Below are 16,946 nucleotides of genomic sequence, written 5' to 3' on the forward strand. Positions count from 1 at the left end.
CAGCAATTCCGGTAGGATGGAAGCCCCATGCCTTTTGACGGCCCAGCCCCCATGTCCACCAACTCGCCCAAGCCCCTGGCCATCCGCGAGCGCCTTTCCGAAGTGCGCTACGAAATCCGCGGAGAACTGGCGCGGCGAGCCCGGGAGCTGGAGGCGCAGGGCCGCAAGCTGATCAAGCTCAACATCGGCAATCCCGGCGCCTTCGGTTTCCGCGCGCCGGAGCACCTTCAGCGTGCGATCGCCGACGACATGGGCCGCACCGACCCCTACACGCACCAGCAGGGCCTGCCGGTCGCGCGTGAAGCCATCGCCAGCTACTACGCCCGCCGTGGCGCGCCCGATGCGCACCCGGACCGCGTCTTCCTCGGCAATGGCGTCAGCGAACTGATCGACCTGTCGCTGCGTGCGCTGCTCAATCCCGGCGACGAAGTGCTGGTGCCCTCGCCCGACTACCCGCTGTGGTCGGCCTCGACCATCCTCAACGATGGCCGCCCGGTGTACTACCGCTGCGCACCGGAGAACGGCTTCCAGCCGGACCCGAGCGAGATCGAGACGCTGGTGTCCTCGCGCACCCGCGCCATCGTGCTGATCAACCCGAACAACCCCAGCGGCGCCAGCTACCCACGCGAACTGCTGGAGCGCGTGGTGGAGATCGCGCGCCGCCACAACCTGCTGTTGCTGGTTGATGAGATCTACGACCAGATCCTGTACGACGACGCGGTGTTCCAGCCGGTCGCACCGCTGGCCGGTGATCATCCGTGCCTGACCTTCAGCGGCCTGAGCAAGGTGCACCGCGCCTGCGGCTGGCGCGTGGGCTGGGCCCACCTCAGCGGCGATGATGCCCGCCTGGGTGACTTCCGCGCGGCACTGGACCTGTTGGGCGCGCTGCGCCTGTGCGCCAACGTGCCGGGCCAGTACGCCATCGAGGCCGCGGTGAACGGCCCGGACACCATTTCCGAGCTGTGCACGCCGGGCGGCCGCCTGTATGAAACCCGCCGCGCGGTAATCGAGGCCTGCGAAGCCAGCGAGCACCTGTCGCTGGTCGCTCCCGCCGGTGCGCTGTACGCGTTCCCGGCCGTGGTCGGCGCTGCGGCAAAGGGCTTTGACGACCACAACTTCGCGCTGGACCTGATGAACAACGAGGGCGTGCTGGTGGTGCCGGGCTCGAGCTTCAACGTGCCCTACCGCCACCATTTCCGCGTGACCCTGATGCCGGAAGCCTCGGTGATGCGCGATGTATTCGCGCGCATTGACCGTGCCCTGGCCCGCCGTGCCGAGGACGCGACCAAGGTCGTGCCGCTGAAGCCGCGCCGTTCGGTGGCCTGACCTGTGACCCTGTCCTACCTGGCGCTGGGCGATTCGTACACCATCGGTGAAGCGGTTGCAGTCGAAGGCCGCTGGCCGCACCAGCTGGCTGCCGCGCTGCGTGCACAGGGCACTGAGCTGTCCGATCCGCAGACCATTGCGACCACCGGCTGGACCACCGACGAACTCGATGCGGGCATCGATGCGGCCGCGCCGCAGGGGCCGTTCGATTTCGTCAGCCTGCTGATCGGCGTCAACAACCAGTACCGCGGGCGTCCGCTGGACGAATACCGCAGCCAGTTCCAGGCCCTGCTGCAGCGGGCGATCGGCTTCGCTGGCGGTGACGCCGGCCGCGTGTTGGTGCTGTCCTTCCCCGATTGGGGTGCGACCCCGTTCGGCGCCGGCAGTGGCCGCGACCTGGCCGCCATCGAGATCGAGACCGACGAGTTCAACGCGGCTGCCGAGGTGATCAGCACCCAGCAGGGCGTGGCCTTCGTCGACATCACCGATATCAGCCGTGACCACGGTGACGACCCGGCGATGATTGCCGAAGACGGCCTGCACCCTTCGGCGCGGATGTACGCGCTGTGGAGCGCGCGCGCCCTGCCGGTGGCCGCGCACCTGCTTGGCGGCACGGACTGAGGCGATGGACGGCACGCCACGGACTGGCACGCCCCTGCCCTGCACTCCCCTGGCGGCCCCGCAAGCCCGCTTGATCGCCGACGCATTCCGGCCGGCGCAGGCCTGGGGCAGCCGCCGCGACTACTACTACACACGCGGCAAACTTGGCAGCGATCCGCTGTACGACGGCGTGCTGCAGCATCTGCCTGACGATGGGCAGCCGGTGCTGGACCTGGGCTGCGGGCTGGGCCTGTTCGCCCATGTGCTGCGCCAGCGCGGCGGTACCCAGCATTACCTGGGCGTGGACGTGGATGCCGGCAAGATCACCCGCGCGCAACGTGCTGCCGCCGACCTGCAGGACGTGCGCTTCGACTGCGTGGATGTGCAGGCGCCGCTGCCGGCGCAGGCCGGGCACGTCCTGCTGCTGGACGTGCTTCAGTATCTGGACGCGGGCCCACAGCAGGCCCTGCTGCGCGCGGCCAGCGCGCAGGTGGCCCACGGCGGCTGCCTGCTGCTGCGTACACCGCTGGCCACCGGCGATGGCCGCGACCGCACCACACGGGTGGCCGACCGGCTGGCCTGGCTGATCGGCTGGATGGGCACACGACCGCGCCACTATCCCGATCCGCAGGTGCTGCAGGCGACATTGATCGAGGCCGGATTGCAGGTGACGTCGCCCCGGCCGCTGCACGGGCGTACCCCGTTCAACAGCTGGCTGCTGGTGGCGCACCGCATCCGGTAGCGCCGGGCGTGGCCCGGCGCTACCGGTTATCCGGCCGGCAGCTGCGCCTTCAGCCCGCGCTCGTCCAGCGCCTGCAGCACGCGCTCGATGATCACCAGGTTGTGCCCATGGGCGGCACCTTCGTGCAGCAGCACGATCGCGCCCGGGCACAGGTCTGGCAGCAGCCGTGCCAGCACGCCGTCCGGCGTGCAGCCGACGCCGTCGTAGCCGCGCGCGCTCCAGCCTACCCGGACCAGCCCCAACCGCTGCAGCACCGGCGCCACGAACGGATTGGTCATGCCCACCACCGAGCGGTACCAGCGCACCGGCTGGCCGCTTACCGCCTGCAGGGCATGCTGGCAGCCCTCGATCTCGGCGCGCATCGCCGCCGGGCCCAGCCGCCAGAAGCGCGCCTGCGGATGGCTGTGGCTGTGATTGCCCAGGTCATGGCCACGGCGCAGGATCTCCTGCACCAGTTCCGGCTGTGCCAGCGCGCGTTCCCCCACCAGGAAGAAGGTGGCGCGTGCCTGGTGGCGGTCCAGCAGGTCGAGCACGGCGCGGGTTTCCGGACCGGGGCCGTCATCGATGGTCAGCCATACCGTGTTACCGACCTCCGGCAGTCGGCTCAGCACCGGCGCATAGAAGCGGCTGTTGGGCAGGAACACCGGCACCATGAACAATGCGTGGCTGGCCACCATCAGCGGCAGCCCCCACTGCCAGCCGTCCAGGGCCCAGACCAGGATCACGACCAGCTGCGACGCCACCAGCCAGGGCAGCCAGCGCCAGGGGCGGGCCGGGATGCGATGCAATGTTCCTGCGTTGCTCATCCCCCATGATGCCATGGGGGTTAGAATTGATGATTCGAATTCCCGGAACCCCGACGTCCATGTCCCTCGATCCCGCCCTGCGTTCGCGCATCGAATCCATCCTCAACGCCAACCGCGTCGTGCTGTTCATGAAGGGCCAGCCGTCGATGCCGCAGTGCGGTTTCTCGGCCAAGGCCGTGGGCGCCCTGCAGGACCTCGGCGTCGAGTTCGCCCACGTCAACGTGCTGGCCGACCAGGAAATCCGCGAAGGCATCAAGGCCTACGGCGACTGGCCGACCATCCCGCAGCTGTACATCGACGGCGAACTGGTCGGCGGCAGCGACATCGTGCTGCAGATGGCGGCCAGCGGCGAGCTGAGCAGCGTGCTGGGCCTGGCCGCGCCGGACCGTACCCCGCCGAGCATCACCGTCACCCCGGCCGCCGTGGAAATGCTCAAGGGCGCGCTGGCCGATGCTCCGGGCGCTGCCCTGCAGCTGTCCATCGACGCCGGTTTCCAGCCGAACTTCCAGCTGGCCCCGCACGACGAAGGCGCGATTGCCGCCGAGTCCAACGGCCTGCGCGTGCAGTTCGACCTGGCCAGCGCGCGTCGCGCCAACGGCATCACCATCGACTGGGTGGACGACATCCGCGGCAAGGGCCTGGCGATCGACAACCCGAATGCGCCCAAGCCGGTGCAGGAAATCAGCGTGCGCGACGCCGACGACCTGGTGCGTGCCGGCAACATCACCCTGGTGGACGTGCGCCCGGCCGACGAGCGCGCCATCGCAGCCGTCGGCGTACCGTTCAAGAGCTTCGACGGCAACGGCCGCGCCGCGCTGGAAGCCCTGCCGAAGGACACCGCGCTGGCCTTCATGTGCCACCACGGTGGCCGCAGCGCGCAGGCCGCCGAGCAGTTCCGCGCCCTCGGCTTCACCAAGGTGTTCAACGTCACCGGCGGCATCAACGCCTGGTCGGAAGACGTCGACAACGGCGTGCCGAAGTACTGATCGGCACTGAAAAAGGGGACGGAGGGGATTAAGTCGTTTTTGCCATAAACGACTTAATCCCCTCCGTCCCCTTTTTCTTAGCCGGCGAACCCGCCTTCGGCCAGGTAATCCAGTTCTTCCGGCGTGGGGATGCGGCCCAGCACGGCGTTGCGATGCGGGAAGCGACCGAAGCGGCGGATGATGTCGCGGTGCAGTTCGGCGTACTGCAGGTATTCCTTGTCACCCAGCACGTCGAACATCGCCACCGAGCGGTCCTGGTCCAGCGGATCCTCGGAGTGCTCGAACGGCAGGTAGATGAAGGCGCGCAGCTTCGGCACCAGCTGCAGGTCCAGGCCTTCCTCGATGGCACGCATGGCGTAATGCCGGGCCAGGCCATCGGTGGCGTAGGAATGGGCAGTGCCCCTGAAGCAGTTGCGCGGGAACTGGTCCAGCAGCAGCATCAGGGCCAGCGCCCCTTCGGCACTGCCCAGCCAATGCTCGCGCCCGCGCGAAGCGGCGGCGAAATGCTCATCCAGAAACAACTGGCGGAACTGCGCGTCGAACGCGTCGTCGCGGGCGAACCACTTCGCAGGGCCCGCCTCCTTCCAGAATTCCACCACTTGCGCGGCAACGTCCATTACCTACTCCCAGGCCCGGACGCCCCGCGCCCGGCCTTCATCATCATTCGTCGAAGCGCAGGTGGCGGACCGACTTGCCGTTGCGCCGGATAAGCTTAAGCGCCTCGATGCCGATCTGGATATGGTTTTCCACGAACTGGGAGCTGACCTTGGCATCGGAGGCCTCGGTCTTGACCCCGTCCGGGATCATCGGCTGGTCCGAAACCAGCAGCAGCGCGCCGCTGGGGATGTGGTTGGCGAAGCCGGCGGCGAACACCGTGGCCGTTTCCATGTCGATGGCCATGCAGCGCATTGCCCGCAGCCGCTCCTTGAAGGCCTCGTCGTGCTCCCAGACCCGGCGGTTGGTGGTGTAGACGGTGCCGGTCCAGTAATCGTGGCCGAGGTCGCGGATCATGGTCGAAACCGCACGCTGCAGCGCGAAGGCCGGCAGCGCCGGTACTTCCGGCGGCAGGTAGTCGCCCGAGGTACCCTCGCCACGGATCGCAGCGATCGGCAGCACCAGGTCGCCCAGCTGGTTCTTGCGCTTGAGACCACCGCACTTGCCCAGGAACAGCACCGCCTTGGGCATCACCGCCGACAGAAGGTCCATGATGATCGCGGCATTGGGACTGCCCATGCCGAAGTTGATCATGGTGATGCCATCGATGGTGGCACTGGCCATCGGCCGGTCCAGGCCGATGACCGGCGCGCCGGTCAGCTCGGAGAACGTATGCAGGTAGCCGCCGAAGTTGGTCAGCAGAATGTGCTGGCCGAACTGGTCCAGCGGTACGCCGGTATAGCGCGGCAGCCAGTTGTCGACGATTTCCTGCTTGCTCTTCATGGGCAGTCCGGTACGGCGGGGGACCGGGTATTTTCAGCCACCCGGCCGGTGCCGTCGAGCCACCGTCGACAGGCCTGTGAAGAAGGTCACTTGGCAAGCCCGCCGCCTCCGGGCTAGCGTCGACGGTTGGACCAGCTGCAAGGGGAACTGCATGGCATCGACGTTGTTGCGCGCCGGGGTAGCCCTGGCACTGCTTTCATTGAGCACGGCTCCGGCGGTGGGCGCCTCGCGCTTCGTCGCCGATCCCTACCCCAGCACCTACCAGGCGCATCCCGATGCGCCGGTGCTGATCCAGAACGCCACCGTGCTGACCGGCACCGGCCAGCGCCTGGACAATGCCGACGTGCTGCTGCGCGAGGGCCGCATCGTCGCCGTTGGCCGCCAGCTGCAGGCCGATGCCGGTGTCACCCGCATCGATGCGCAGGGCAAGTGGGTCACCCCTGGCCTGATCGACGTGCACTCGCACCTGGGCGTGTACCCCAGCCCCGGCGTCGGCGCGCACAGCGACGGCAACGAGATGACCGCACCGGTCACCGCCAACGTCTGGGCCGAACACTCGGTGTGGCCGCAGGACCCGGGCTTCGCCACCGCGCTGGCCGGCGGTGTGACCAGCATGCAGGTGCTGCCGGGCTCGGCCAACCTGGTGGGTGGCCGCGGCGTGACCCTCAAGAACGTACCCGCGGTGACCTACCAGGCGATGAAGTTCCCCGGTGCACCCTGGGGCCTGAAGATGGCCTGCGGCGAGAACCCCAAGCGGGTCTATGGCGAAGGCAAGGGCGTGACCCCAGCCACGCGCATGGGCAACGTGGCCGGCTACCGCGCCGCCTTCATCGATGCCGCCGACTACATCGCCAAGAACAAGCCGAAGCCGGCCAAGCGCAAGGGCTGGTTCGGCAGCGACAAGGGCGACAGCGCCGGTGATGCCGGCGGCAAGCGCGATCTCAAGCTGGACACGCTGGCCGGTGCGATCGAAGGCGACATCCGCGTGCACATCCACTGCTACCGCGCCGACGAGATGGCCACCATGCTCGATCTGGCCAAGGAATTCGGCTTCAAGGTAGCCGCCTTCCACCACGGCGTGGAGGCCTACAAGCTGGCCGACCGGCTGGCCGCCGACGGCGTCTGCGGTGCGCTGTGGGCCGACTGGTGGGGCTTCAAGATGGAAGCCTTCGACGGTATCCCGGAGAACATCGCGCTGGTCGACCGGCCGAAGAACAGCTGCGCCATCGTCCACTCCGACTCACCCGAAGGCATCCAGCGCCTGAACCAGGAAGCGGCCAAGGTGATGGCGTCCGCGCGCCGCGCGCGCATGCCGGAGATCACGCCCGAACATGCCATCACCTGGATGACCGCCAACGCCGCCAAGGCACTGGGCATTGAAGGCCAGACCGGCACCCTGGAGGCCGGCAAGATGGCCGATGTGGTGGTCTGGAACGGCAATCCCTTCAGCTCGTACGCGCTGGCCGAGCAGGTCTTCATTGATGGCCGCAGGTTGTACGACCGCAGTGCACCGGCAGCGACGCCGCGTTCCGATTTCCAGCTTGGCCAGGAGGTGCGCTGATGGGCGTGTTGAACAAGCGTCGCCGGGCATGGCCCGGCGCTACCGTGGTGGCGTTGCTGTTGCTGGCAACCACGGCATCGGCGCAAGACCTGCTGGTGCGCAACGCAACGGTGCACACCGCCAGCGCACGTGGCAGCCTGCAGAACGCCGATGTGCTGGTGCAGGGCGGCATCATCCGCGCGGTGGGCAACGGCCTGTCGGCGCCGGCCGGCGCCAGCGTGGTCGAGGCCAATGGCCGTCCCCTGACACCGGCACTGTTCGGTGGCATCACCGAGACCGGTATCGAAGAAGTGTCGGGTGAATCGAGCACGGTGGACAGTTCGCTGAAGCTCGGTGAGCAGCCACTGCGGCCGGAATTCGACGTCACCCTCGCCTACAACCCGGCCTCAGTGCTGATTCCGGTCACGCGCCTGGAAGGCATCGGCTTCACCGCGCTGGGCGCTGCCACCGGCGGTGGTTTCGTGGCCGGCCAGGGCGGCGTGATGCGGCTCGATGGCAGCACCGATCCTATCGGCCCGCGTGCCCTGTTCCTGCGCATCGGCGCGGCAGCCTCCGAACTGACCGGGCATTCGCGCGCCGCGCAATGGATGCTGTTGCAGCAGATGATCGACGAAGCACGCGGACAGGTGGCTGCGGACTCGCCGCACGCGCTGCTGACGCCAGCCGGACGCCGCACACTCAGTCGCTACCTGGCCGGCCAGGGCCGCATCGTGGTGGAGGTGGATCGCGCCTCCGATATCCGCCAGCTGCTGCGCTGGGCCACCCGCGAAAAGGTGAAGATCGCCATCGCCGGTGCCAGCGAAGCCTGGCAGGTCGCGCCGGAGCTGGCCGCCGCACAGGTGCCGGTGTTCGTTGACGTGCTGGCCAACCTGCCGGCCAGCTTCGACCAGATCGGCGCCACCCTGGAAAACGCCGCGCGCCTGCAGCGTGCCGGCGTGGCGGTGTCCTTCGTGCAGCGCGGCGACGCCACCCACAACGCGCGCAAGATGCGCCAGCTGGCCGGCAACGCGGTGGCCAACGGCCTGCCGTGGGCCGATGGCCTGGCCGGCCTGACCCGGGTGCCTGCACAGGCGTTCGGGGTGGCCGACCAGATCGGCAGCATCGAGCCCGGCAAGCGCGCCGACCTGGTGCTGTGGGAGGGCGATCCGCTGGACGTGGCGCACTATGCCGAGCAGGTCTGGCTGGGCGGCCGTGCGATGCCGATGCGCTCGCGCCAGACCGAACTGCGTGACCGCTACCTGCAGCGCAACGCGCAGCCCTGACCGCACACGAGGACACACCGATGGCGACACTGCGCTGGTACTTCGACCTCATCTCGCCCTACTCCTACCTGCACTGGCAGAAGCTGAAGCAGCTGCCGCAGTTCGCGCAGATCCAGACCGTGCCGATCGCCTTCGGTGCGGTGCTGCATCACCTGGGCAACCTCGGGCCGGCCGAGATTCCGGCCAAGCGCCGCTTCATCTACCGCCAGCTGTTGTGGACCGCGCAGGCCGAGGGCACACCGCTGCGATTCCCGCCCGGCCATCCGTTCAACCCGCTGCCCGCCCTGCGCCTGTGCCTGGCCGCCGGTGCCAGCGTGCAGGCGGTGGACGTCCTGTTCGACTGGATCTGGCGCGACGGCAACGCGGCCGACAACCCTGACGCCCTGCGCGAACCGGCCGCACAGCTGGGTATTGACGATGTCGCCAGCGCCATCGCCGACCCGGCGGTGAAGGAGCAGCTACGCCGTAACACCGAGGCCGCAATTGGCGCCGGGGTGTTCGGTGTGCCGACCCTGGCTATCGATGAGGAGCTGTTCTGGGGCAACGACGCGCACCCGCTGATGGCTGCCGTTCTGGCCGATCCTGACCTGCTGCGGCAGCCCGAATGGCTGCGCCTGGCCACCCTGCCGGTGGCGGTGCAGCGCAGTCGCTGAACAGGGCGTGGCGCGTTTCCCTCGCGCGCCTGGCTGGGATTTGAGATAGATTTCACGTTTCCGAACCTACAACCGCCCTGGAGGGGGAGCCGCGGATGCGCATCGGAATCGTCGTCGACTCGGCCTGCGACCTGCCGCCGGACTTCATCGCCACCCACAACATCGTGCTGCTGCCGATCACCGTACGCATCGGCGAAGCGGTGCTGGCCGATCATCGCGATGAACAGGCCACACTGAGCTTCCTGCACGCGCACGTGGCCGAACACGGTGCTGAAGCGGAAACCATCCCCTTCAGCGTCAACCAGATCCGCGACCTGTTCCTGCAGCAGTTGGTGATCGATTACGACCACGTGTTCTGCATGACCATCACCAAGACCCGCAGCCCGATCCATGACAACGCGCTGCAGGCCAGCTTCGCCATCCTCAACGACTACAAGCCGGTGCGGCAGGCAGCGGGTTACAACTCGCCGTTCGCGCTGCGCGTGCTCGACACCCAGAACCTGTTCGCCGCGCAGGCGGTGACCGCAGTGGAAGCGGTGCGCCTGCGCGACAGCAACGCCAGCGTGCAGCAGATCCGCGAGCGGCTGGAGGAGCTGGCCAGCAACGTGCACGGCTACATGGTCACCCGTGACCTGTACTACATGCGCGCGCGTGCGCGGCACAAGGGCGACCGCAGTGTCGGCCTGCTCAGCGCCGCACTGGGCAGTGCGCTGGACATCAAGCCGGTGCTGCACGGTTACCGCGGCGAGACCGGGCCGGTGGCCAAGATCAAGGGCTTCGACAACGCCGTGCAGAAGTTGTTCGCGGTGGTCGGCCAGCGGGTTCGTGCCGGGCTGATGACACCGACGGTGTGCGTGAGCTACGGCGGTGAGCTGGAAGAGCTGCGCACCCTGCCCGGCTATGCACAGCTGAAAGAGGTCTGCGCCACCCATGGCGTGACCGTGTACGAATCGGTGATGAGCCTGACCGGCATGGTCAACGTCGGCAAGGGCGCAGTCACCGTGGGCTTCGCCGATGGGCCGCATCGGTTCGAGTGAGGCCCCGACGCGGCGCGGATCTGCACATCGATTCCACCGCGGTTATGCCAGTCTTCCCGCACTTCAAGGAGAACTCCATGCCTGCGCAGTACCACATCAGCCTGCCCGACCCGTCCAAGGCCCGCGGCAACGATCCTGACCTGTCCTTCCATTCGCAGGGCGCCGCCGGTTTCGCCGAAGAGCTGCAGGATGCGCTGCGCAATGGCAGCCTGTTCGAGCGCTGGAAGGCCAAGCAGCCTGACCCGGACGCGGTGGAACCGCAGTGGGGCGTGACCGATCCGGATGCCACCGTGACCGGCGAGCAGAAGGACCTGCGCATCAACCTGGTGGCCACCACCCGCATCGACAGTGACGTGTTCAAGCAGCGCCTGCGCCTGCTGGCAGGCCACCATTGGGAACTGCGCGACGTGCGTTGAGGCACCCGCCCGCCGGGCATGGCCCGGCGCTACCGTGCCCGTGTCGTGATCGACCCGGTGCCGATGACCATGCTCTGGTAGACGCCAACCTTGGTTGGCGCTTGCACAAACGGCTGCCAACCAAGGTTGGCCACTACTGACGCGCCGCCGGACATGGCCCTGCGCTTCCGAGGGCTGCTCCGGTAGATGCCAACCTCGGTTGGCGCTTTCCAACCCGCCGCGCATGTGGCTGGCACACTGTGGGGATGAGAAACAGAGATGCCATCACCCGGCCGGGTACGCGCGGCGAGAAGAAGCTGCGCGATGCCCCACGCCGACTACGCGACCTGCAGCATTGGGCTGACTGCTTCAGTGGTGCGTTTCCCTCGCCAGAGGAGTTGGGCAGTCAAGCTCGCTACTGGAACTACAAGGTTCCGACCCGAGCCGGTCTGATCGAAGGCCCGGCCACCACCCTGAGAATCCAGCGTGCCTGCGCCCAATCGCTCATCAGCGCCTGCGCAAATCTGATCCAGTCGCGGCCCGCTTCACAAGCTACTGTGCGGGTAACCTGCTGCATCGCCCAGCCAGGGATGTTCTCCAGCGAGATTTGCCTTTACCTGGACGAAGCGTACTTCCAGGGCCACGTCGCCTCGACAGCCGATGGCCAGGTCACCGCCATCACCTCGCGCAGTCTTTCCGCCGAATGGCAGCTCGTCCTACCCCAAGGCGTTGAGGAGCGAGGTGTGCAGGTCAGCATTCCTCCCACCGACCACGATGACGGTCTGGAACAGGAATACTGGTTTTACGGCGAGGTAGCGGACCGGTGTTGATGCGTCCACCGGGTCCACAGCACGTGGCCCGGCGCACGACGGGCTCTGGTAGACGCCACCCTTGGTTGGCGCTCCAAAAAAACTGCCAACCAAGGTTGGCAACTACCGACGAACCGCCGGGCATGGCCCGGCGTTTCCCTATCGCTACCAGCCTCCGCCCAGCGCGCGGTACAGCTCTACACGCGCGATCGCGGCGGTGGCCTGGCTGTTGGCCAGCGCGGCCTGGTTGTCCAGCGCGATGCGCTGGGTGGTCAGCACATCCAGCATGTCGACCACGCCAGCCTGGTACTGCCGGCGCGCCGCGCCCAGTGCGCTCTCGCTCTCGTCCACCGCCACATGCAGCTGCACCGTGCGCTGCTGCTCGGCGGCATAGCCATCGATGGCGTCGTCCACTTCATGCCAGGCCTGCAGCACGGTACGGCGGAACTGCAGCGCCGACTGTTGCTGCTGCAGCCTGCTCAGCGCGAGATTGGCCTTCAGCCGTCCGCCCTGGAAGATCGGTAGGCTGATCGACGGACCGATGCTGAAGCGGTGCGCGTTCCAGCCATCCAGATCATCCAGCTGCTTGGCCTGGAAGCCGGCGTCGCCATTCAAGGTGATGCGCGGCAGGAAACTGGCCTTGGCCACGCCGATGCCTGCCGTTGCCGCATGCAGTGCCGCTTCGGCACGACGGATGTCCGGGCGACGCTCGGCCAGTTCACTGGGCAGCCCCACCGCTACGGCCGGCAACGCCGGCCAGTCACGGCGTGCGTCCTGCAGCTGCGCGTCCAGCGCCTGCGGCGGCTGCGCCAGCAGGAACGCCAGCGCATTGCGCAGCTGCGATTCGCGATGCTGCAACGGCGCGATGCGTGCCTGCAGCGATGCCACCTGCGCGGCCGCGCTGGACACCTGCAGCGTGCTGGCCACACCCTGGCGTTGGCGTGCTTCGGTCAGGCGTTTGATGTCGTGGGCGATGCTGAGGTTATCCTCGGTGATCGCCAGCAGCTGCCGCGTCGCGCGCAGCTGCAGGTAATCACGCGCGGTTTCCGCCAGCAGCGCGATGCGCACTGCATGTGCATCCTCCTCGGCCATCTGCACGCGCGCGTCGGCCGCTTCCACCTGCCGCCGCACGCGGCCCCACAGGTCCAGTTCCCAGCTCAGGCCGATACCGGCCTGGAACAGCCCGTAGTCATCACGGCCGCCGTTGCCGGACGGATCATTCAGGCCCACCTCGCTGTTGCGTGCACGCACGCCACTGGCGCTCGCGCTGACGCTGGGCAGGCGATCGGCGGCGGTGATGCCGCGTGCAGCACGGCTCTGCTGCACGCGGTTGGCCGCCAGCTGCAGGTCCAGGTTGGCCGCCAGCACCTGGTTGGCCAGCTGCCCCAGCAGCGGATCGTCGAAACCGGCCCACCAGGCCGCGTCCTGGTCGATGGCGTTGCCGGCGACGGCCTCACCCTGCCAGTGGCTGGGCAGTTCCGCCTGCGGGCGTACGAAGTCCGGCCCCATCGTGCAGGCAGCCAAGGCCGTGCACAGGCTGGCCGCAACGAAGGTGCGGAACACGGTGACTGCGCTCATGCGCCCTCCCCGCTCTTGTGGCCCGGACTGTGCTGCACGCTCTGCGCGCGCGCGCGGCTGCCCAGGTCAACGCTGGCTTCCACCGACATGCCGGCACGCAGCTGGTCCAGCAGCGGCTGGCCCGGCTCCAGCACGATCTTCACCGGAATGCGCTGCACCACCTTGGTGAAGTTGCCGGTGGCGTTTTCCGGTGCGACGGCGGCGAAGGTGACGCCGGTGGCCGGTGCGATGCTGTCGATGTGCCCGCGCAACGGCTTGCCCGGGAACACGTCCACCTTCAGCTCGACCTGCTGGCCGGCCTGCATGCGGGTCATCTGCGTTTCCTGGAAGTTGGCGACCACGAAGGCGCGCTTCAGCGGTACCACCGCAGCCACCGGCGTACCCGGGGTCAGGTAGGCGCCCACGCGTACCGCACGGCGGCCGACCATGCCGTCGATCGGCGCGCGCAGCACGGTGTGCGACAGATCCAGTTCGGCACGCGCCTGCGCCGCTTCCGCACGCTGCACCGCCGCCTGTGCAGCCTGCACGCCCGCGCTGAGGATGTCGGTGCGCTGGCGTGCGGTCGACAGCGCGGCCTGGCCCTGCTGCAGATGCGCACTGGCCACGGCCTGCTTCGACTGCGCCTGCTGTGCGTTCTGCACGGTACCGGCACCGTCACGGGCCAGTTCGCGGTAGCGCTGCTGGTCGGCGCTGGCCAGGGTCAGTTCGGAACGGCTGACATCGACGCTGGCCTTGGCCTGTTCGATCAGCGAGTCCTGCTGGGCCAGTGCGGCCTGCGCGTTGGCCAGCTGTGCACGGGCGTTGGCGAGGTCGGCACGGGCCGCCTGCAGGGCCACCTGGTAGTCGCGGTCGTCGATGCGGGCAAGCACGTCGCCAGCCTTCACCGACTGGTTGTCCTCTACTTCCACGGCACTGACGAAGCCGGGAATCTTCGGCGCAACCAGCGTGTAGTCGGCAACGACATAGGCATTGTTGGTGGTCTGGTGACCGCCGTCGCGCAGCAGCAGCCAGGCACCGATGGCCAGGGCCAGCACGCCCAGGCCCAGGCCGGTATTGAGAGTGGTTCGATTGATCGTCATGAGGGGGTTCCTGCGAAAGGTTCAGGCCACGGCACGTGGCGGATGGATGCGGGTGGGCATCCAGGCAATGAGGGGAATGAAGGCCAGCGCCACCAGCGCGACCACCCAGTACAGGTCGGCCGAGGTCAGCGCCTGCACCTGCGCATGCAGGCGCGCGCCCAGCTGCGGGCCCTCGGCCAGCCACGGCTGCTCGCCGAGGCGGTCGACCAGTACGGTGGAATGGAAATGACGGCGGCCCTGGGCGACGGCATCCAGCACGCCGCTGGCGAGCACGGCAGCAAAGCCCTTGACCGTGTTGAACCACGCCGAGGCGAACGGACCGTCCTGCGGTGCCAGCCCGCCAGTGGCCAGCATCAGCAGCGGCAACACCGCCATCGGCTGGGCGAATACCTGCAGCAGCTGTACCCACAGGAAGTTGTCGCGGATCCAGGCCACATCCAGGTGCGAGCCCAGCCAGCAGGCCAGCGCCAGCATCGCCAGGCCGGTGGCCTGCACCCAGCGGCAATCCACTGCGCGGATGTTCAACAACGCCGCCACCAACGGCAGTGCGATCACCTGTGGCAGCGCCACCCACAGCAGCATCGGTGCGGTCTGCAATGGCCGGTAGCCCTGCACGCTGGCCAGGAAACCGGAGGGAATCGAGATCACTGCCAGCAGCACGAACAGCACGCCGCCCAGCGTCACCAGCGAGTAGCTGAGGTTGCGGTTGGCCAGCAGCTGCAGCTTGAAGAACGGCAGCGGGTGGAACCACTCATTGATCATGAACAGCACCATCAGGCCGGCGCCGCCACCGATCATCAGGGTGATCATCGGCGAGTCGAACCAGTTCAGGCGCGGGCCCTGCACCAGGCCCAGCACCAGCAGCACCAGCGCCGGCAGGCCCAGCGCCAGACCCACGCCATCGAACTGGGCAAAACGCTCCAGCCGCAGCGGGTCCTGCGGCAGGCCCCAGCTGACCATCGCCATGGCAGCCAGGCAGTACGGCACGATCTGCCAGAACGCCCAGTGCCAGCCCACCTGCTCGACCCAGAACGCGGCCAGCGGCGTGCCCATGCTCGGGCCGAAGGTAGCGGTCAACGCGTAGCCCGCCAGGCCATACAGCTTGATGCCGGGCGGCAGGAAGCGCAGTGCCACGCTCATCAGCAGCGGCGGCAGCGCACCACCACACAGCCCCTGCAGCGCGCGCAGCAGCAGGAACACCTGCAGGTTCGGCGCAAGCGGGCAGAGCACGCCCAGCACCATGAAGCCACCGATCATCGCCAGCGCGAAGCGGCGCAGCGAGAAGGTGGCGGCACACCACGGGGCGAAGGCCATCGCGCTGACCGACATCGCGCTGTAGAGGGCGACGATCCAGCTGCCGTCATCGACGCTGAAACCCATCGCACCGCGGATGTCGGCCAGGGCGACCTTGGTGATGTTCTCGTTGAAGCCCGACACCAGCACCGCCAGCAGCACGCCACACAGGCCGACCAGAACGCGGCGGTCGAGCCCGGGGGCGGCGGCAGGACGGGGCGCAGCAGCGGCCGGGACAGCGGCGGCCGGCGTACTCATCGCCGGGCACCGATCCGTGCAGTGCACGGCATGTTGGGGGTCATTGGAATGCGCTCAGTGAAACTCCGGGGAGCGCAGTCTAGGGAGCTGGTACCCTGCGAAAAATGGCGCAGCCCGCATCCCAGGCGTGCGTCACGCGCACGCATGAAAGTGTCAGCGCGAAGCCTCCCCTGCGCTTTCGCACATGGTCTTGATCGAGCGCCGCAGCCACTGGTGCGCAGCATCGTTGTCCAGCCGCGGGTGCCAGGCCTGGACGATGGCGGCGGTGCGCACCGGGATCGGCAGCGGGAACAGGCGCAGCGGCAGGCGCATGCTGACGATCCGCTCCAGCATCACGCTCGGCATCTGCGGCAGGATCAGGTCCGATTCGGCGGCCGCGAAGATCGCGCCGTGGAAGGTCGGGCTGATCAGCGCCACCCGCCGCTGCAGGCCCAGCGTGGCCAGGTCGTCATCGATCGGGCCACGCGGCAGTCCCCGCCGCGACACCGCGATGTGGTCGCAGGCAGCAAAACGCTCGGCGCTGATCTCCTCATTGAACAGCGGATGATCTTCGCGCGCGGCGCCCATGAACGAGGTACTGAACAGGTTCTGCACCTTGGTATCGGGTGCATGCTTGCCGGCGGTGCTGATGTACAGGTCGATCCGGCCCTGCGCCATCGCGTCGTCGTCGGTATCGCCCTCGGGCACGAAGCGCAGTACCGCGCGCGGCGCCTGCTGGCGGAACAGTTCACGCAGGCGTCCGCCGAATCCACCGATGAAGACATCATTGGCGCGGACATTGAAGGTGCGCTCCAGGGTGCGCAGGTCGATCTCGCGACCGGCGTTGAACACACGGTGGGCCTGCTCGATCACATCGCGGACCTGCTCACGCAGCTGCAGCGCGCGGGGCGTGGGGGCCAGACCGCGGCCGGCACGCACCAGCACCGGGTCGCCCAGCGCGGTGCGGATCCGGCCCAGGGTACGGCTCATCGCCGGCGCGCTCAGGTTCATCCGCCGCGCGGCGGCGGCCACGCTGCATTCGTCAATCAGCACGTCCAGTGCCAGCAACAGGTTCAGGTCCGGCAGGGGCATGACAGTCTCCAGTAAATCAGATGACTCTACGACACTTGTAACCACAGCGGATT

At 68.1% G+C, this 16,946-nt stretch carries 17 protein-coding genes; 10 read left to right on the plus strand and 7 right to left on the minus strand.

The features are described from left to right. Positions 1 to 51 precede the first annotated feature (51 nt). The 3 genes from ACZK5G_RS18740 to ACZK5G_RS18750 are packed head-to-tail and all read left to right on the plus strand — an operon-like array spanning position 52 to position 2,668. Positions 52 to 1,326, plus strand: a complete 1,275-nt coding sequence (locus tag ACZK5G_RS18740) for a pyridoxal phosphate-dependent aminotransferase (protein WP_032129867.1) — start codon at positions 52 to 54, stop codon at positions 1,324 to 1,326. A 3-nt stretch (positions 1,327 to 1,329) separates the two neighbouring features. Further along, positions 1,330 to 1,947: an SGNH/GDSL hydrolase family protein gene (locus ACZK5G_RS18745; RefSeq protein ID WP_006384308.1), complete on the plus strand. Its 618-nt coding sequence runs from the start codon at positions 1,330 to 1,332 to the stop codon at positions 1,945 to 1,947. Positions 1,948 to 1,951: 4 nt separating this feature from the next. Next, a complete protein-coding gene (locus ACZK5G_RS18750; protein WP_478464381.1) occupies positions 1,952 to 2,668 on the plus strand; it encodes a class I SAM-dependent methyltransferase in 717 nt (238 codons plus the stop codon). 26 nt (positions 2,669 to 2,694) lie between these two features. Here the strand turns inward: ACZK5G_RS18750 and ACZK5G_RS18755 are convergent, their stop codons facing one another. After that, entirely contained in the window at positions 2,695 to 3,474 is a 780-nt protein-coding gene (locus ACZK5G_RS18755) for a polysaccharide deacetylase family protein (RefSeq protein ID WP_478464383.1), read from the minus strand. A gap of 59 nt (positions 3,475 to 3,533) precedes the next feature. Between ACZK5G_RS18755 and grxD the strand changes: the two genes are divergently transcribed. Further along, entirely contained in the window at positions 3,534 to 4,460 is a 927-nt protein-coding gene (gene grxD, locus ACZK5G_RS18760) for a Grx4 family monothiol glutaredoxin (RefSeq protein WP_049421809.1), read from the plus strand. A gap of 77 nt (positions 4,461 to 4,537) precedes the next feature. On the opposite strand, the gene ACZK5G_RS18765 is transcribed toward grxD, so the two are convergent. Both ACZK5G_RS18765 and ACZK5G_RS18770 read right to left on the minus strand, forming a co-directional pair. After that, positions 4,538 to 5,077: a DUF924 family protein gene (locus ACZK5G_RS18765; RefSeq protein ID WP_006384394.1), complete on the minus strand. Its 540-nt coding sequence runs from the start codon at positions 5,075 to 5,077 to the stop codon at positions 4,538 to 4,540. 43 nt (positions 5,078 to 5,120) lie between these two features. After that, a complete protein-coding gene (locus ACZK5G_RS18770; RefSeq protein WP_005414446.1) occupies positions 5,121 to 5,897 on the minus strand; it encodes an AMP nucleosidase in 777 nt (258 codons plus the stop codon). Between the two features lie 151 nt (positions 5,898 to 6,048). On the opposite strand from ACZK5G_RS18770, the gene ACZK5G_RS18775 reads away from it, so the two are divergent. The 6 genes from ACZK5G_RS18775 (at position 6,049) to ACZK5G_RS18800 (ending at position 11,635) form a co-directional block, all read left to right on the plus strand. After that, positions 6,049 to 7,458: an amidohydrolase gene (locus ACZK5G_RS18775; protein ID WP_049462465.1), complete on the plus strand. Its 1,410-nt coding sequence runs from the start codon at positions 6,049 to 6,051 to the stop codon at positions 7,456 to 7,458. Then, positions 7,458 to 8,720: an amidohydrolase family protein gene (locus ACZK5G_RS18780; protein ID WP_049400250.1), complete on the plus strand. Its 1,263-nt coding sequence runs from the start codon at positions 7,458 to 7,460 to the stop codon at positions 8,718 to 8,720. Before ACZK5G_RS18775 ends, ACZK5G_RS18780 begins: the two co-directional genes overlap by 1 nt. Before the next feature lie 20 nt (positions 8,721 to 8,740). Further along, positions 8,741 to 9,373 (plus strand): DsbA family protein, encoded by a 633-nt coding sequence (locus tag ACZK5G_RS18785; protein ID WP_478464385.1) that lies wholly within the window; start codon positions 8,741 to 8,743, stop codon positions 9,371 to 9,373. A 95-nt stretch (positions 9,374 to 9,468) separates the two neighbouring features. Further along, on the plus strand, positions 9,469 to 10,410 hold the full coding sequence (locus ACZK5G_RS18790; protein WP_032129875.1) for a DegV family protein: 942 nt from the start codon (positions 9,469 to 9,471) through the stop codon (positions 10,408 to 10,410). Between the two features lie 77 nt (positions 10,411 to 10,487). Continuing rightward, positions 10,488 to 10,826, plus strand: a complete 339-nt coding sequence (locus ACZK5G_RS18795; protein WP_032129876.1) for a hypothetical protein — start codon at positions 10,488 to 10,490, stop codon at positions 10,824 to 10,826. Positions 10,827 to 11,071: 245 nt separating this feature from the next. After that, positions 11,072 to 11,635 (plus strand): DUF3916 domain-containing protein, encoded by a 564-nt coding sequence (locus ACZK5G_RS18800; RefSeq protein WP_081352368.1) that lies wholly within the window; start codon positions 11,072 to 11,074, stop codon positions 11,633 to 11,635. A 144-nt stretch (positions 11,636 to 11,779) separates the two neighbouring features. On the opposite strand, the gene ACZK5G_RS18805 is transcribed toward ACZK5G_RS18800, so the two are convergent. The 4 genes from ACZK5G_RS18805 to ACZK5G_RS18820 form a co-directional block, all read right to left on the minus strand. Further along, positions 11,780 to 13,192, minus strand: a complete 1,413-nt coding sequence (locus ACZK5G_RS18805) for an efflux transporter outer membrane subunit (protein WP_478464387.1) — start codon at positions 13,190 to 13,192, stop codon at positions 11,780 to 11,782. Beyond that, positions 13,189 to 14,271 (minus strand): HlyD family secretion protein, encoded by a 1,083-nt coding sequence (locus ACZK5G_RS18810; RefSeq protein ID WP_180845159.1) that lies wholly within the window; start codon positions 14,269 to 14,271, stop codon positions 13,189 to 13,191. Before ACZK5G_RS18810 ends, ACZK5G_RS18805 begins: the two co-directional genes overlap by 4 nt. Before the next feature lie 21 nt (positions 14,272 to 14,292). After that, positions 14,293 to 15,822 carry an MFS transporter gene (locus ACZK5G_RS18815; RefSeq protein WP_032129878.1) on the minus strand — a complete coding sequence of 510 codons (1,530 nt, stop codon included), beginning with the start codon at positions 15,820 to 15,822 and terminating at the stop codon, positions 14,293 to 14,295. Positions 15,823 to 15,975: 153 nt separating this feature from the next. Further along, complete coding sequence (locus ACZK5G_RS18820; protein ID WP_478464389.1) at positions 15,976 to 16,893, minus strand: LysR family transcriptional regulator; 918 nt, start codon at positions 16,891 to 16,893, stop codon at positions 15,976 to 15,978. Between the last annotated feature and the right edge of the window lie 53 nt (positions 16,894 to 16,946).

The sequence above is a fragment of the Stenotrophomonas sp. 62841_Sma genome (genome assembly GCF_056482945.1).

Bases quoted from the DNA above. Each gene is read 5' to 3' on its own strand.
- ACZK5G_RS18740 (WP_032129867.1), top strand. From the start codon at position 52: ATGTCCACCAACTCGCCCAAGCCCCTGGCCATCCGCGAGCGCCTTTCC.
- ACZK5G_RS18750 (WP_478464381.1), top strand. From the start codon at position 1,952: ATGGACGGCACGCCACGGACTGGCACGCCCCTGCCCTGCACTCCCCTG.
- ACZK5G_RS18755 (WP_478464383.1), bottom strand. From the start codon at position 3,474: ATGAGCAACGCAGGAACATTGCATCGCATCCCGGCCCGCCCCTGGCGC.
- grxD (WP_049421809.1), top strand. From the start codon at position 3,534: ATGTCCCTCGATCCCGCCCTGCGTTCGCGCATCGAATCCATCCTCAAC.
- ACZK5G_RS18765 (WP_006384394.1), bottom strand. From the start codon at position 5,077: ATGGACGTTGCCGCGCAAGTGGTGGAATTCTGGAAGGAGGCGGGCCCT.
- ACZK5G_RS18770 (WP_005414446.1), bottom strand. From the start codon at position 5,897: ATGAAGAGCAAGCAGGAAATCGTCGACAACTGGCTGCCGCGCTATACC.
- ACZK5G_RS18775 (WP_049462465.1), top strand. From the start codon at position 6,049: ATGGCATCGACGTTGTTGCGCGCCGGGGTAGCCCTGGCACTGCTTTCA.
- ACZK5G_RS18780 (WP_049400250.1), top strand. From the start codon at position 7,458: ATGGGCGTGTTGAACAAGCGTCGCCGGGCATGGCCCGGCGCTACCGTG.
- ACZK5G_RS18785 (WP_478464385.1), top strand. From the start codon at position 8,741: ATGGCGACACTGCGCTGGTACTTCGACCTCATCTCGCCCTACTCCTAC.
- ACZK5G_RS18790 (WP_032129875.1), top strand. From the start codon at position 9,469: ATGCGCATCGGAATCGTCGTCGACTCGGCCTGCGACCTGCCGCCGGAC.
- ACZK5G_RS18795 (WP_032129876.1), top strand. From the start codon at position 10,488: ATGCCTGCGCAGTACCACATCAGCCTGCCCGACCCGTCCAAGGCCCGC.
- ACZK5G_RS18800 (WP_081352368.1), top strand. From the start codon at position 11,072: ATGAGAAACAGAGATGCCATCACCCGGCCGGGTACGCGCGGCGAGAAG.
- ACZK5G_RS18805 (WP_478464387.1), bottom strand. From the start codon at position 13,192: ATGAGCGCAGTCACCGTGTTCCGCACCTTCGTTGCGGCCAGCCTGTGC.
- ACZK5G_RS18810 (WP_180845159.1), bottom strand. From the start codon at position 14,271: ATGACGATCAATCGAACCACTCTCAATACCGGCCTGGGCCTGGGCGTG.
- ACZK5G_RS18815 (WP_032129878.1), bottom strand. From the start codon at position 15,822: ATGAGTACGCCGGCCGCCGCTGTCCCGGCCGCTGCTGCGCCCCGTCCT.
- ACZK5G_RS18820 (WP_478464389.1), bottom strand. From the start codon at position 16,893: ATGCCCCTGCCGGACCTGAACCTGTTGCTGGCACTGGACGTGCTGATT.